General features: G+C 50.3%; 13 protein-coding genes. 6 read left to right on the top strand and 7 right to left on the bottom strand.

Translation table 11 applies throughout. The features are described 5' to 3' along the window. Positions 1 to 20: 20 nt before the first annotated feature. Positions 21 to 2,012, top strand: coding sequence for a tRNA(Met) cytidine acetyltransferase TmcA (locus MPHASIOC01_RS13915; protein ID WP_405027775.1), 1,992 nt, complete (start codon positions 21 to 23; stop codon positions 2,010 to 2,012). Positions 2,013 to 2,084: 72 nt separating this feature from the next. Beyond that, positions 2,085 to 2,792: an esterase gene (ypfH, locus tag MPHASIOC01_RS13910; RefSeq protein WP_353612777.1), complete on the top strand. Its 708-nt coding sequence runs from the start codon at positions 2,085 to 2,087 to the stop codon at positions 2,790 to 2,792. A 67-nt stretch (positions 2,793 to 2,859) separates the two neighbouring features. Here the strand turns inward: ypfH and MPHASIOC01_RS13905 are convergent, their stop codons facing one another. From MPHASIOC01_RS13905 to MPHASIOC01_RS13890, 4 genes are all read right to left on the bottom strand, one after another. Further along, positions 2,860 to 3,054 (bottom strand): YpfN family protein, encoded by a 195-nt coding sequence (locus MPHASIOC01_RS13905; protein WP_064595870.1) that lies wholly within the window; start codon positions 3,052 to 3,054, stop codon positions 2,860 to 2,862. Between the two features lie 27 nt (positions 3,055 to 3,081). Then, positions 3,082 to 4,209 carry a succinyl-diaminopimelate desuccinylase gene (dapE, locus tag MPHASIOC01_RS13900; protein WP_353612776.1) on the bottom strand — a complete coding sequence of 376 codons (1,128 nt, stop codon included), beginning with the start codon at positions 4,207 to 4,209 and terminating at the stop codon, positions 3,082 to 3,084. Between the two features lie 3 nt (positions 4,210 to 4,212). After that, positions 4,213 to 4,593 (bottom strand): ArsC family reductase, encoded by a 381-nt coding sequence (locus MPHASIOC01_RS13895; protein ID WP_064595865.1) that lies wholly within the window; start codon positions 4,591 to 4,593, stop codon positions 4,213 to 4,215. A gap of 378 nt (positions 4,594 to 4,971) precedes the next feature. After that, positions 4,972 to 5,403: a GNAT family N-acetyltransferase gene (locus MPHASIOC01_RS13890; protein WP_064595862.1), complete on the bottom strand. Its 432-nt coding sequence runs from the start codon at positions 5,401 to 5,403 to the stop codon at positions 4,972 to 4,974. 204 nt (positions 5,404 to 5,607) lie between these two features. On the opposite strand from MPHASIOC01_RS13890, the gene ypfM reads away from it, so the two are divergent. Continuing rightward, positions 5,608 to 5,667, top strand: coding sequence for a protein YpfM (gene ypfM / locus MPHASIOC01_RS13885; RefSeq protein ID WP_110025756.1), 60 nt, complete (start codon positions 5,608 to 5,610; stop codon positions 5,665 to 5,667). A 137-nt stretch (positions 5,668 to 5,804) separates the two neighbouring features. On the opposite strand, the gene acrD is transcribed toward ypfM, so the two are convergent. The 3 genes from acrD to narQ all read right to left on the bottom strand — a co-directional run bounded on the left by acrD (position 5,805) and on the right by narQ (position 11,275). Continuing rightward, positions 5,805 to 8,921, bottom strand: a complete 3,117-nt coding sequence (gene acrD, locus MPHASIOC01_RS13880; RefSeq protein ID WP_353614885.1) for a multidrug efflux RND transporter permease AcrD — start codon at positions 8,919 to 8,921, stop codon at positions 5,805 to 5,807. Positions 8,922 to 9,140: 219 nt separating this feature from the next. Continuing rightward, positions 9,141 to 9,551, bottom strand: a complete 411-nt coding sequence (locus MPHASIOC01_RS13875; protein ID WP_353614884.1) for a response regulator — start codon at positions 9,549 to 9,551, stop codon at positions 9,141 to 9,143. A gap of 17 nt (positions 9,552 to 9,568) precedes the next feature. After that, on the bottom strand, positions 9,569 to 11,275 hold the full coding sequence (gene narQ / locus MPHASIOC01_RS13870; RefSeq protein ID WP_156519012.1) for a nitrate/nitrite two-component system sensor histidine kinase NarQ: 1,707 nt from the start codon (positions 11,273 to 11,275) through the stop codon (positions 9,569 to 9,571). Between the two features lie 398 nt (positions 11,276 to 11,673). Between narQ and aegA the strand changes: the two genes are divergently transcribed. The 3 genes from aegA (at position 11,674) to MPHASIOC01_RS13855 (ending at position 15,487) form a co-directional block, all read left to right on the top strand. Next, the gene (gene aegA, locus MPHASIOC01_RS13865) at positions 11,674 to 13,641 is read left to right on the top strand and encodes a formate-dependent uric acid utilization protein AegA (RefSeq protein WP_064595857.1); all 1,968 of its coding nucleotides are present in this window, start codon (positions 11,674 to 11,676) and stop codon (positions 13,639 to 13,641) included. 86 nt (positions 13,642 to 13,727) lie between these two features. Further along, positions 13,728 to 14,303, top strand: coding sequence for a GDP-mannose pyrophosphatase NudK (gene nudK, locus MPHASIOC01_RS13860; protein WP_064595855.1), 576 nt, complete (start codon positions 13,728 to 13,730; stop codon positions 14,301 to 14,303). A gap of 170 nt (positions 14,304 to 14,473) precedes the next feature. Further along, on the top strand, positions 14,474 to 15,487 hold the full coding sequence (locus MPHASIOC01_RS13855) for a DUF1176 domain-containing protein (protein WP_064596083.1): 1,014 nt from the start codon (positions 14,474 to 14,476) through the stop codon (positions 15,485 to 15,487). The last annotated feature ends 58 nt before the right edge of the window (positions 15,488 to 15,545 follow it).

Genomic DNA, 15,545 nt, shown 5'->3' with positions numbered 1-15,545 from the left:
GGCTCGCTTTGACACAACAAATGGCACTGGCTGGTCAGCGCCGCTTACTGGTGCTGGCCGGGGATGACGCCTGGAGTGAAAAACAGGCCGCGCACCTGCAACATCACCTGCCGGGTGACTGGCTATGGGTGAGTGATAAAGTTAATCAGGCACGGGCCTGTTCCCCACGCAATGCCCGGACGTTATTAGGGCGGGAATTTCACCACGCGGTTTTTGACGCCCGTTTAGGGTTTGATGCTGAAGCATTCGCCATTCTTGCCGGTACCTTGCGTGCAGGCAGTTGGCTGGTGATGCTGACTCCACCGTTTGCGGGTTGGCCAAACCAGCCTGACTGTGACAGCCTGCGCTGGAACGATCAACAACAACCCACCACTTCACCACAGTTTGTTGCCCGCTTTCTTGCTGTGCTGAAAAAACAGTCGGCTGTGATGCTGGTGTGGCAGCAGGGGCAGGCACCCGAATTCCCGGCGCAGCACCCGCTGGCTTGCTGGCACCCCGTGCAAGGAGAGCCTCTACAGGAGCAGGCAGCTGTTCGCGATGAGTTACTGGCGATGGCATCCGGTATTGCTGTGGTAACTGCCGGGCGAGGGCGGGGAAAATCAGCACTTGCCGGTATGTTGATTCGTGCCTGGCCGGGGACGGTTTTAGTGACTGCCCCTGCACGAGTTGCAACAGATGTCATGGCTGAACACGCTCATAAACCACTGGCGTTTATTGCTCCGGATGCTTTGCTGGAACAAATACATTCCGGTAAAACTCCGCATGCCGACTGGCTGGTGGTGGATGAAGCCGCCGCCATTCCCTTGCCACAACTGGCCGCCATGATTGACGGTTTTTCACGGGTATTACTAATCAGTACGGTTCAGGGATACGAAGGAACCGGGCAGGGGTTTATTCTCAAACTTTGTAGCCAGTTGCCGGTATCTCGCCGCTATGTGCTAAATACGCCAGTACGCTGGGCTCCTGATTGCCCCCTTGAAACGTTTGTCTCCAGTCTGTTGTTGTTTGATGAATCAGGCGCGGATACAACGCCAGTTTATGGTGGTGCGCTTCCTGCGCCCGATTTTTGCACTGTTTCACCCGGCGAACTGACAGACGTATACCGGTTATTGTCCAGTGCGCATTACCGCACGTCTCCTCTGGATTTACGCCGGTTACTGGATGCGCCGGGCCAGCATGTAATTGCCGCGAAAGTTGGCGGTAAGCCCGTTGGGGCAGCCTGGCTGGTTAAAGAAGGCGGGTTATCTCAACAGCTAAGTGAAGCTGTATGGGCCGGATTTCGCCGCCCGCGAGGAAACCTGGTCGCTCAGTCTCTGGCTGCCCATGGTGGCTCTCCCCAGGCGGCAATGTTAACGGGCTGGCGGGTATCTCGTATTGCCGTGTATCCCGGAGTTCAGCGTAAAGGTGTGGGCCAGGCATTGATTGCTGAAGTAAAACGCCGGGCACCAACCGGTTGTGATTATCTCTCTGTCAGCTTTGGGTATACCCAGGCGTTGTGGCGCTTTTGGGAACGCTGTGGTTTCCGGCTGGTGCGGATGGGAACCAGTCTTGAAGCCAGTAGTGGGTGTTATACGGCAATGGCGCTTTTGCCGCTCACACCGGAAGGAGAAGCACTGGCCACAAGTGAAGCCCGGCACTTGTCGCGCAATTTGGCCTGTTTGCAGCCCTGGCTGCCATTTCCACTACCCGGTGAGCCGGATACCGGTCGCAACCTGTTACCCGGTGACTGGCGGGAGCTTGCCGGTTTTGCCTGGGGATACCGGCCGTTAATGTCCTGCCTTGCGAGCCTGGTGCGGGTGCTTGCTATCTGCCCGTCAGCATTGCCTGCTTTGCGTGGTGAATTGCAGTCACGTCTGCCAGTTGCCGTTCTTTGTCGTAATTTGGGGTTGTCCGGTCGTAAAGCTTTGCTATTACAACAACGGCAGGAAGCCGCGCAAATACTATTCTGGCATGACGAAAACCAGGCCCACACCCTGAAAACCTGGCTGGCGCAATTGCAATTTTTCGATTAACTCCTTCAAGAGAGAGCCATGGTTATCGCCGGAAGGTGTCGTAAACTTAGCATATTGATGAAGGAGGACCCGATGAAACACCAACATGTCGTTGTACAAAGCCCTGTGTTCCCGGCAAAACAACTGTTGCTGTTGTTTCACACGGCGGGTGATAACCCGGTTTCCATGGCAGAAATAGGCCGCTGGTTTGCGCCGGTCTTTCCTGACGCCATGGTTGTCTGCCTTGCCGGGCCATTAGCCAGTGGCCCTGCGCCTGGCAGGGCATGGTTTGCGCCAACGGGTGAGCTAAATGAACCTGATGAACAGGCATTACAGGAGAAAATTGATGCAGTGATGCCTGGTGTGGTTGACGAGGTGAAGTACTGGCAACGTGAAAGTGGTGTGGATGCGGGGGCAACGGCCCTGATTGGTTTTTCCCAGGGCGCGACAATAGCACTGGAAGCTATCAAGGCGAGCCCGGGGCTTGCCAGTCGGGTTATCAGCTTCAGTGGCCGTTTCGCTTTACTTCCTGAGCATGCCTCGACGCAGACCACCATCCACCTTATTCATGGGGAATATGATGATGTGGTTGAAGTTCGCACGGCGCAGCAAGGCTATGTCGCATTGCTGCATGCCGGTGGCGATGTGACGCTGGATATTGTTGATGATCTTGGCCACGCTATTGACGAGCGAGGGATGAAGTTTGCGCTGGATCATCTGCGTTATACCATCCCCCGCCGTTACTTTGACGACGCGTTAAGCGTTTCGCCCGGTAAAGATGATGTGATTGGTTTGCGTTAACGAGATGTTTTGTTGCCTGCCATAGCTGTAGCCCCTGTCTGAACAGGGGCTACAAACCTTATTTGCTCTATTTGCTTTTTTTATCCGGCCAGTTATCGTCATCGTCCCACTTATCATTACAATCACGATGTGGTGGCAAATCAGGTTTATTGGCGAGGAATTTTTTGTGATCAACGCGCATCAAATCTTTGATAACGTTGATGAACACTCCAAGTAAAAACACCAGTACAATAATCCACCAGTATTTTGATAACCATTCCATTGTTTGTTCCTCTTTCAGTGGAAGCTGTTACGCAACCAGGTGTTCCATAATACGCTGATACATGCGGGCAAGGAGCTGCAGGTCAGAAGCTTTTACGCATTCATTAATTTTATGAATGGTCGCGTTAACCGGCCCCAGTTCAACTACCTGGGCACCCATACGCGCAATAAAACGCCCGTCAGATGTACCGCCATTAGTCAGCAACTGCGGTTTAATTTCATTATAATGTTCGACAGCATTAACTACCGCATCCACCAGTTTACCGCGTGAAGTAAGAAAAGGCTGCCCGGATAACCACCATTCCATGGTGTAGCGCAACTGGTGTTTATCCAGCAGTGCTGTTACCTGGTTTTTGATGTCTTCATCTGTCAGTTCAGTACTGAAACGAAAGTTAAACTGCACGAACAAATCACCGGGAATAACATTGTTGCTGTCTGTGCCAGCCTGAATATTGGCAATCTGCATACTGGTGGGCGGGAAGAACGCATTGCCATCATCCCAGTTGATGTTCACCAGCTCATTGAGCATGGGCGCTGCGCGGTGCACCGGGTTGTCCGCCAGATGCGGATACGCAACATGGCCCTGGACACCATGGATTGTCAGGTTACAGGTCAGAGAACCCCGACGGCCATTTTTGACTACATCGCCGACCACTTCGCTACTTGAGGGTTCACCAACCAGGCAGTAATCCAGACGCTCATTGCGCGCCATCAATGCCTCAACAACTTTTACTGTGCCATTTGTGGCACTGGCTTCTTCATCGGACGTAATCATAAATGCCAGACGGCCTTTATGATTGGGGTGGTGGGCGACAAAACGTTCAGCTGCAACAACCATTGCCGCCAGTGAGCCTTTCATATCAGCCGCACCACGGCCAAATAGCATGCCATCACGAATGGTTGGTTCGAAAGGCGGGTTAATCCAGCGGTCATAATCGCCAGCCGGTACTACATCAGTGTGCCCTGCAAAAGCCAGTGTTTCACCTTTGCCACGCCAGGCCCAAAAATTCTCGGTATCGCCAAAATTCATCGGCTCAACTGTAAAACCAATTGCCCGCAACCTTTCTGCCAGTAGTGCCTGGCAACCGGCATCATCCGGGCTCAGGGAAGGGCGACGAATAAGTTGCTGAGTCAGTTCAATAACCGGGCAGGACATACACTACACCTCACTCACAAACTGCTGATATTTTTCTTCACTAAAGCCCAGCAGCATAGGCTTACCGGGGGCACAGAGCAATGGGCGTTTAATGATGGCTGGCATTTCTTTCATCAATTGTTTCGCAGGTTCAGCGGATGTGATTGACGCCCGATGCGTTTCATCCAGCTTGCGCCAGGTTGTGCCACGGGTATTGAGCAGCGCTTCCCATCCCAATTCTGCTATAAAGCTATCCAACAGCACATCGTCCAGACCATCAGCACGGTAATCATGAAACTGATAAGTCACCTGATGTGCGTCCAGCCAGCGGCGGGCTTTTTTAATCGTGTCGCAATTTTTAATGCCGTAAAGTATTAATGTTGTCGAGTTTGCCGGGGTTACCATGAATCTGTGTCACCTGTTATATAGGATGTTTGTGCTTTGTCTTTATCTCATAGGTAAAAACCTGACCGTTGATAATGCCGTACACACCGCGGCAGATCCATAACTGAACGATAGATTGATTAAATAATCCCCGGCTGTTTGCCGCCACAGTAGGGTATTCACAGGGTCAGTTGCCTGTGAAAGCAGCCAGTTAGCACTTACCATGTGAGGAAGAACCTGGTGCGAGCGCAAACTAATAACCACTTTATATATATTGTTATTACATGTTTTCTCATATTATTGGCTGAGAATGACAACGATAAATGAGGCGGAAATACTTGCACCTGAAATCATCATCAAAATAATTAACCATGCCGTTCAAATAACATGACAAACTTTTCATCGAATATATCCGTTTTTCCGTAGAGTGAATAAGTTTTCACTCTTATCGCATACCATTCCAGTTAACAATACACAAAAGCCGTGCTTTTCATAAAAGGGTATTTTATCTGGTACTGCATAAATGAAAGTTTTGCCGTAAGGTGACAAGGTTTCTTTAATCATAAGCATCAGTTGCTTTCCCAGTCCGGTACCCTGAAAGGCGGGGGAAACAACGACATCAGCCAAATAACTCGCCCAGGTTAAGTCACTGATTGCACGGGCAGTAGCGACCAGTTCCCCTGCTTCAAAGCCAAACCAGGTAAAGGTGCTGTGCATAAATGCGTGCTCTACCTCACAAGGGTTACGTTTATTTAACCCTCCTGACTCAATAAGGTTTGCCACTTCTTGCCAATTAATTTTGGCATCATTTTTATCGGTTAAAATAATCATATCTGGATCACCTTTTTTTTCATTTCATAGCGTAATTATTGCGTTGCGTCACATAATGTTTTCCATCATAAGCCGATATTATTAGCAAGACGCAAAGGTAATCACCAGCGAACACTGAAAAAACTTATCACAACCATTGGATAAATTTTCTTCACATCATTGATAATTTTTTGTATTATTAAGTCAATTATAAGAGAGGTTGTTATGATTGAACGCGAACTGGGGAACTGGAAAGATTTTATCGCAGGCATGTTGCGTAAATAATCTTTCTGTTTTTAAAGAAGAAGCAGTGTGGTGATCGTCCATCGCTGCTATAGCGAACAAACGGTCAAACAATGAAATGAAAAAGGCGACGTGAATGTCGCCTTTTTGTTTTCTGCCCGAACTGCGCCAGTTATCTGTCAGTCGTCATAAGACGGTGGCAGCGGGAAGCGGCGCCGAATAAGCGTAAAGAACAGCGGGACAAAGAAAATAGCCAGAATAGTGGCGGAAATCATCCCTCCCATCACCCCGGTGCCAACTGCATGCTGGCTGGCAGAGCCCGCGCCAGAACTCATTGCCATGGGTAATACCCCGAATACAAAGGCCAGTGAGGTCATTAGAATAGGGCGCAGGCGCTGGCGACAGGCTTCCAGAGTGGCGTCCAGCAATGTTGCCCCACTGGCGTTGCGCTCATTGGCAAACTCCACAATCAGGATGGCATTCTTCGCGGATATCCCAATCACAGTCAACAGCCCGACCTGGAAGTAAACATCGTTCTCCAGCCCGCGTAACCAGGTGGCAACCAGTGCGCCAATTACCCCAAGTGGAACCACCAGCATGACTGAGAAGGGCACTGACCAACTTTCGTAGAGTGCTGCTAGGCACAGGAAGATAACCAGTAAGGATAAACCATATAATGCTGGTGCCTGCGCACCAGACAGGCGCTCCTGATACGACAAGGCTGTCCATTCAAAACCAAAATTACCCGGTAGTTTTCTCACCAGGTCTTCCATGATATTCATGGCCGTCCCGCTACTGACGCCCGGTGCCGCTTCGCCGAGGATCTCCACCGCAGAATAACCATTGTAACGTTCAAGCCTTGGTGAGCCGGTTTCCCAGTGAGAAGAGGCAAAAGCAGAAAACGGCACCATACCGCCACTACTGTTACGAACATACCACTGGTTGATGTCATCAGGCAGCATGCGATACCGGGCTTCGCCCTGCACATAAACTTTTTTCACGCGCCCACGATCCATAAAGTCATTCACATAGCTGGAACCCCAGGCAGTTTGCAAAATACTGTTGATGTCATTGACTGAAACACCTAAAGCCTGAGCTTTACGCTGGTCAACATCAATACGTAGTTGCGGGCTGTCGTCCAGCCCATTGTGGCGCACTCGCACCAAATCGGGATTGTTGGCAGCCATGGCAAGAAGCTGGTCTCTGGCCTGCATCAGTGCATCGTGCCCGGCGCCAGCGTGATCCTGTAGCTCCATATCGAACCCGGCAGCGCTCCCCAGCCCACTGATAGGGGCGGGGTTATTCACAAAAATACGCGCTTCACGAATATGTGACAGCGCTTTTGTCGCGCGTTGAATGATGGCAGATGCGGTGTCCGTTTTAGATTCCCGCTCACTCCAGTCTTTCAGGCGAATAAACAACCGTGCGACATTTTGCCCGTTCCCCCCCGGCCCTGCGCCAACTGTGGCAAAAACAGAAACGACATTCTTCTTCTCGTCTTGCAGGAAGTAGTGCTCTATTTTTTCAACCACCTTCAGAGTCTGGTGTTGCGTGGAGCCACTGGGGAGCTGTACTGAAGCCAGGAACATCCCCCGGTCTTCTGTGGGTAAAAACGAAGTGGGTAAGCGTAAAAACAGGACAGCCATTGCGCCAATCAGTAGCACATAAAGCAGCATCCAGCGCAGGCTGCGTTGCAGAATGTGACCAACGGCGCGCTCATAGCGTAACGTGCTTTTGGTAAATGTGCGGTTGAACCAGCCAAAGAAACCTTTCTTCCCTTGGGAATGCCCTTGAGAATGTGGCTTAAGCAGCGTTGCACACAGTGCGGGCGTAAGAATCATCGCAACCAGAACCGACAGCACCATGGCGGTAACGATAGTAACGGAAAACTGCCGGTAAATAGCACCGGTGGTACCACCAAAAAACGCCATGGGAATAAACACCGCGCTAAGCACCATGGTTATCCCGACCAGCGCACTTTGGATTTGTTTCATCGATTTACGGGTGGCGGCTCTGGGAGAGAGCCCTTCTTCCGCCATAATACGTTCGACGTTTTCCACCACCACAATGGCATCATCAACCAATAGCCCAATTGCCAGCACCATCGCAAACATAGTGAGTGTGTTGATGCTGTAACCAAGGGTGTACAACACCGCAAACGTACCGGACAACACAACAGGAACAGCAATGGTGGGGATTAACGTTGCCCTGAAGTTTTGCAAAAACAGGTACATGACTAAAAATACCAGGAAAACCGCTTCGACCAGGGTTTTCACAACATCGGTAATCGATGCTTTAACAAATGATGACGTTTCGTAAGCAACCCGGTATTCCAGGCCGTGCGGGAAATAAGGAGAGAGTTCATCAAGTTTAGCCAGCACGCGTTTCGCCGTTTCCATTTCATTGGCACCGGATGCCAGTTTAATTCCCAGACCAGATGCCGGCTGCCCATTGTAACGGCTTAAGTAGTCATAACTTTCCGCACCCAGTTCCACTTTGGCGACATCACCGAGCGTGACCATCGAACCATCCTGGTTAACTTTCAGCGTGATGGCTCTGAACTGTGCCGGGGTTTGTAACAACGACTGTGCATTAATTGTGGCGTTCAGCGCCTGTGTGTCGAGGGAAGGTAACCCCCCCAATTGCCCGACTGCAATCTGGCTGTTCTGGGAAGTAATTGCACTGACCACATCAGCGGTAGTGAGCTGGTAACTGTTGAGTTTTACCGGGTTGAGCCAGATGCGCATGGAGTATTGGGAACCATAGGCATCAATATCACCCACGCCATCAATACGGCTGATCGGGTCCTGAATATTACTGGCGACGTAATCGGCAATATCCTGTTTACCCATACTGCCATCGGTTGAAACAAATGCGATAGTCAGAATATTGGTATCACCTGTTTTACGTACGGTTACTCCCTGGTTCTGGACGGCCTGAGGTAATTTACGCATTGCAGTTTGCAACTGGTTCTGGACCTGTTGCACGGCTTCATCCGGATTGGTTCCGGCCTCAAAACTGAGGGTAATAATCGCCTGACCAGAACTGGTACTCTGCGAAGACATATACATCAGGTTATCGATACCCGTTAAGTTCTGCTCAATAATCTGCGTGACGGTGTTTTCCATGGTTTGCGCAGAAGCGCCCGGGTAATTCGCAGTGATACGAACATTTGGCGGGGCTAAACTGGGATATTGTTCAACGGGAAGGGAAATGATGGCCATTAACCCTGTCAGGCACAACAGAATGGCGATAACCCAGGCAAAAATTGGGCGATTAATAAAAAAGTTCGCCATGTTGGCGGAATCCTCAAAGAAGATAATTCATTATTATCAGTTACCTGTGCATGCCAACTTCATACTGGAGTCACAGCATGCAGAAAACAGGGAATCAGTGTATGTGTTTTTTAGAAATAACGTTTTATTTTTACAATTATTTTCCTGGAGCAATTAAATAACATATTTGCAAAAAAGCAAAAAGTGATAAAAGTGCGATTTTTCACAAAGTGATGTTTGTTATTTTTGCTGGTGATGGCGGCGCTCCCGCCCTCTTTGCGCACCTGTTTTAATTGCAGAAAGCAATAGTTCCGGGTCGTTATCTTTAACCAGGTAATCATCAGCACCTGCAGCCAGCGCTGCCTGCATATCTTCCGGAGCATCTGAGATAGTAAGAATCAATACATGGGCAATAGTTTGCTGAGCGCGCAAAATGCGTAAAGCTTCCAGCCCACTCATACCACTCATATTCAAATCAAGAATGATTAAATCCGGCATCAGCGCAGCAACCTGATCCAGTGTCTGTTGCCCGTCTTCTGCTTCACCAATGATAACCAGATCGTCTTCCAGTTCGATAAGCTGGCGAACCCCTTTGCGAATTAATGGATGATCATCAACAACTAAAATACGGCATGGATCTGTGTGTGGCATAATTCCCCCTGCGATAATCACGATGTTGTAGCACCGGTTGTGTTGCCGGCATCGGTTGAAAAACTCAGGCTTACCAGCGTCCCACCCGTTACCGGGCATGAGATAGCCAGTTTGCCACCAAGACGTTGTGCCCGTTCATGCATAATATTTAAGCCGTAATGCCCGGCAGGTTCTTCAAGGCTTTGAATCCCCCGGCCATTATCACGAACATAAACAGCGTGGCCGCCGTCGGGAGAAGAAATACAACTTACCGATATTTCACTGGCATTGGCGTGTTTAATGGCATTGAGTACCGCCTCCCGTATCAGTTGCAGTAAGTGTACTTGTTGCTGTGCGTCCAGGGCCTGGGTGGGCATCCGGCAGTCCAGGTGGATTTGTGCCGTAGTTTGTGCTCGTAAAGGTTCAATCATTTCATGCAGGGCAGCAGACAGATCGGCCTGTTGCAGTGTCAGGCGGAATGTTGACAACAGTTCGCGCAATTGCCGGTAGGCATCATTCAGCGCTTTAGAAAAATCCTCAATGATTTGTCGCGCCATCGGGTTTTCCTGAGGAACACTCCGGTTGAGCAGCGCCATCTGAATGCGCAGGTAAGAAAGCACCTGAGCCAGGGAATCATGCAATTCGCGGGCAATAGTAGCTCGTTCCTCCATTAACAACAGTTGCTGATAGTGTTTTTGCGCCTGGTTGAAAAACAGCCCCCGGCCTAACATATTAGCGATACTTTCCATCATCTGTGCAGGTGGGGTTTTGGGCTCAGCCTGCCAGCGTAACTGGCCAAACACTGTATCCTGCATGGTGACCGGAATGGTCTGCCAGTCGCAATCTGGTACTTCGCTACCTTCACGTATGGACCAGTTTTCCCCTACCAGCATTTCAATACACTCAACATGTTCATGCTGGCGGATTATTTGCAAAATGTGGCGAAAGCTCAGCGGGTCCATCGAGCTGGTGTTCATTGCCTGGGAGCAGTTGTACAACACTTCCAGCATACGGTTGGCTTGCTGTAAATCCAGTGTCTTCTCCGTGACCTTTTCTTCCAGCGAACGGTAAAACTTATTTAACTCATCTGTCATGGCAGTAAAACTGCGCGACAGCATACCCAGTTCATTCGGTAAGTCGGTACGCAGTGGAGGAATGTGGAACACGCCACTCTGAATTTTTTTACTGGCAGTAACCAGTGACTCAAGCGGAGACACGACATGCAGGCGGATGCGTTCCAGCGTAAAAAAGATAACCAGTAAGATGGTCATAAAACCGAGTGCGGCAAAGATTGCCACCAGCATCACTTTCTTTTCCGCATACAGTTGCAGAGCAAAAACGAATTCGTTGATGTTGCTAACATAGTTGGCAATATTTTGGTGATACCAGTCGTGGTTTCCCGCCTGAAGCTGGCGTTGCATTTCCTTCCACGCAGCCTGAATTTGAGCATACTGTTTGCGTACATTGGTGGGAACATACCAATGGTCCAGCGCGTGAAAAACAGGGGAGTTAAGAGAAGCAGTATATTTCTTCTGGTGCTCAGGCAGCATGTCGGGCGCAGCCTGCAAATCATAGCCCATCCGGTAACTTTGCATGCGTAATGAACCGGCAATATTCACAGCTTGCGCATCTCGCAGACTACTGGAAAGCGTTACCAGTGCCAGACCAGTGGACAGCAGTGAAACCAGAACAATATACAGGAATGCACGGGCAAGGGTTGAAGATACTGATTGCTTAACGATCACATGCCGTCCTTTTAACAAACGTATCAGTAAAGCGTTACCTGAAAGTAATTATGTCGGAAGAATCGCCACTTTTGCAGGATCTTTTTTGATATCGCTGCATCCAGTGATACAGAGGTACCCTCATAAAATTCCATATTAAATAAAACTATGTTTTATAAAAAATGACAATTATTTGATCCAACACAGTATAACTGCATTTTCCAGATAAACCTGGACAACTGAACATTGCCTTACCACAAACAGGTCGGGTAATTAAATGAGTTTATACCCTTATGGCTTTTCGTGAAGGGTACCGTGACCTGCAAGGGGAAGGTGGCAGTCTGGTCTGCTGGTGGTTCTTCTGCTGAAGTGCGGGCGCTTATAAAAACTGTACCTGTTAATAATGGCCAGAATAAATGATGAATCGTTTTGTTATTGCCAACACCCAGGATTGCCTGGGATGCCATGCCTGTGAAGTCGCCTGCGTGATGTCCCATAATAATGAACGCCATGTTGCCGCGCCGGAACAGTTTTTGCCGCGAATTCATGTAATTGCGCAAGGTGAGCAGCGCAGTGCAGTAACCTGCCGCCACTGCGAAGATGCCCCCTGCCTGCAAAGCTGCCCAAACGACGCAATTTATCGTGAAGCTGGCACTATCCAGTTGCGTAACCAGAGATGTATTGGTTGCAAGTCTTGTGTTGTCGCCTGTCCGTTCGGGGCGATGGACATTGTGGTTGATGCACCGGAAGCCGCAGGCCGGGGTATTGCTCAGAAATGTGATTTATGTGCGGGGCGGGAGTCTGGCCCCGCCTGTGTGGAAAATTGCCCAAGCGGGGCATTAAAGCTGATTACTCCACAAACGCTTACATCCCTTACCAGACAACGCCGCCAGCAAGCTGCCGGGCGTGAAGCCGGTGGCGGTGTTCCGATGAAAGCGGGTGTGAATACCAAAGTTCAGCAAATGCGCACTACTGCCCACCGTGAAGAAGCTGCCAAACTTGATGCAGAGCGGCGTAAACGCTGCTTTGATGAAATTTACCTGACTTATGACCGCAACCAGGCCAGCAATGCGGCTCGTCGTTGCCTGACTTGTGGCGAACATAGCATCTGTGAGTGGACCTGCCCGTTACATAACTCTATTCCACAGTGGATAGAGTTGGTCAGAGAAGGCAGGGTGATGGAAGCCGTTGAACTCTCACACCAGACCAACAGCCTGCCTGAAATTACCGGGCGTGTATGCCCGCAAGACCGCCTGTGCGAAAGCCAGTGCACACTGCGTGACAAATCCGGAGCCGTCACCATTGGTAACATCGAGCGTTATATTACCGATCAGGCCTTCTCCGCGGGCTGGAAACCTCAGCTGGGTAATATTTCACCCGCTAATAAATCTGTCGCTGTGATTGGCGCAGGCCCGGCAGGGCTTGCCTGCGCGGATGTTCTGACTCGCAACGGTGTCTCGGTAACTGTGTTTGATCGCCATCCTGAAATTGGTGGGTTGCTCACATTTGGTATTCCGGCGTTTAAACTGGATAAAGCGTTGTTACAACGCCGCCGGGAGATCTTCACTGAAATGGGGGTGACATTTCATCTGAATTGCGAGGTGGGGGCGGATATTACGCTACAACATATTCTCGATGAGTACGATGCGGTTTTTGTTGGTGTAGGAACCTATCGCTCAATGAAGGCTGGGTTGGCAAATGAAGATGCGCCAGGCGTCCATGATGCACTGCCGTACTTAATTGCCAGCACGCGTAATGTTATGGGGCTGCCCGAATCACCTAATGCGCCATATGCGAATCTGGCCGGGAAAGATGTCGTGGTACTGGGGGGCGGGGATACCGCAATGGATTGTGTGCGCACTGCTTTGCGGCAGAATGCGGCCAGTGTCACCTGTGCCTACCGGCGTGATGAAGCCAATATGCCTGGTTCGAAAAAAGAGGTGAAAAATGCACGGGAAGAAGGCGCGGCTTTTGAGTTTAACGTTCAGCCACTGGAAATTGTGCTTAATGAGCAAGGTGGTGTTGCAGGCATTCGCATGCAGCGTACCTGCATGGGCGAGCCAGACAGTGCCGGGCGGCGGCGTCCCGTACCCATTGAAGATAGTGAGTTCGTGTTGCCAGCTGACGCCGTGTTAATGGCATTTGGGTTTCATCCACACAGTTTACCGTGGCTGGAAGAACAAGGTGTTTCTCTGGATAACCGGGGGCGTATTCTGGCACATGTCACCAGCACTTACCGTTACCAGACCAGCCATCCGAAAATCTTTGCCGGTGGTGATGCAGTACGCGGAGCCGATCTGGTAGTAACAGCAATGGCGGAAGGGCGTCATGCGGCGCAGGGGATTATGAATTACCTCAGTATTGTACCCCAGCAGTCATGGCTGTAATCGCGCTTTAACGGTAATAAAACGGCAACGACAAATTGCCTCTGGCGGCGTAGTATGGTGACTCTTGTCTGATTTCGGGAGCCGCTATGCCGCCAAAAATTACTATCATCAAAGACAAAGTCCTCTCTGATAATTATTTTATTCTGCGTAATATCACCTACGAACTGACCCGTAATAATGGTGAAGTTATTCGCCAAAAACGCGAAGTCTATGACCGGGGAAACGGTGCAACAATCTTGCTGTATAACCGCGACCAGCGCAGTGTGGTGTTGACCCGCCAGTTTCGTGTGGCAACCTGGGTGAATGGCAACGAGGATGGACGGCTGATTGAAGCCTGTGCCGGGTTACTGGACAACGATGCACCTGAAGCCTGCGCCCGTAAAGAAGCGATGGAAGAAACCGGTTACCAGGTAGGCGAGGTCGAAAAAGTCTTTGAACTGTATATGTCTCCTGGTGGGGTAACGGAAGTGGTTTATTTCTTCATTGCACCCTATAACGCGCAACTGAAGAAAAGTGCCGGGGGCGGCGTTGATGATGAAGCTATTGATGTTATTGAAATGGCTTTTGATGATGCGATGGAAAAAGTACGTAACGGCGAGATTCGCGATGGCAAGACAGTGATTTTACTGCAACATCTTAAATTAAGCGGCTATATGGATTAACGGTCACCTTCATTTTGAGATTCGTTTTTTTTCAATCCGACAAATCTTATTGAGCCAGCCCACAAGGGGAACGAAGATACGGCGACATTATTTTGCTTTTCTGGTTTACAGGATTGTCTGTGCGCTTATCATCCGGTCATCTCTTTTTTCTGGGTATTTTATTATCCGGCATGTTGCCGGGGCTCGCTTTGGCTGGCCCCGTGCAGCAGCAATTTGCTGACTGGCTGGTCACCTGTAATAACCAAAATTTTTGCCAGGCGCGTAATGTCAGCCACCATCACGGGTTGATAATGGCGCTATCGCGCAGTGCTGGTGCCAAAGACGATATGTCTTTACGTATCGAGCTGGGTTCGCTTTATGCGCCACCAACAAAGCTCCCGGCGATTAATGGTCGCCTGTTATGGCGAGGAAAGCCCTTACAACTGGATAAAAAATCCTGGCAAATTACCCCTCATCGGTTAAAAACCACCAATCCGGGGGTAATAACGGCTCTGCTACGCAAACTGGCGGCAGACACGGATAATTCCCCCATCACGCTTGCTCATGCTCAGGGTTCGGTTTCCCTTGATGGCCTGAAACGTGCTCTGGAATTTATCGATACCACGCAGAAACGCCAGGGTAACCAAAGCGCCTGGATTGATCCCGGTGACTTACCGCCACAGAAAACTCCCCCTGCACCAGGGTTAGTGACTATCGATAAACCTGAACTTCCCGTAGCCCCACTCAGCGCGACTGAGCTCAACGGCCTGCTTGATTATGGATCCTGGCGCATGGCAAACAGCCATTGTTCAATGGATCCTTCACAACGTGAAGTTCGTGTTGCTCCGCTGTCCGGTAATAAAGCCATTCTGATGGTGAGTTGTGAATCCGGCGCCTATAACGTGGTTGATCTGGTCTGGATACTCAACCGTGAAAAACCGTTCCATGCACGGCGTATCCGTCTGCGCCTGCCTTTTAACTGGGAAGGCCACGACAGGGATGTGGAACTGATGAACACCCGTTTTGATGATCATGACCAGGTGTTTGTTACCCTGAATAAAGGGCGCGGGTTTGCTGATTGCGGGGTGACAACTCGTTGGCGCTATACTGATGAGCAGTTCAGGCTGGTGCGCCTGGCTTCCCAGCCGGTGTGTGACGGGCAGGAAACCGCAGATGCCTGGCCGACGCTGTGGGTGGCAAACTAAAACCTGAGCTGGCAAGGTGGCTGAGGCCGGACAGAATAACGGCCCCGCCACCTGTTGA

Origin of the sequence: Mangrovibacter phragmitis (assembly GCF_040429585.1) — a bacterium.
Lineage (GTDB): Bacteria > Pseudomonadota > Gammaproteobacteria > Enterobacterales > Enterobacteriaceae > Mangrovibacter > Mangrovibacter phragmitis.
Note: the sequence above shows the minus strand (reverse complement) of the source record. Positions and strands in the feature narration are given on the sequence as shown.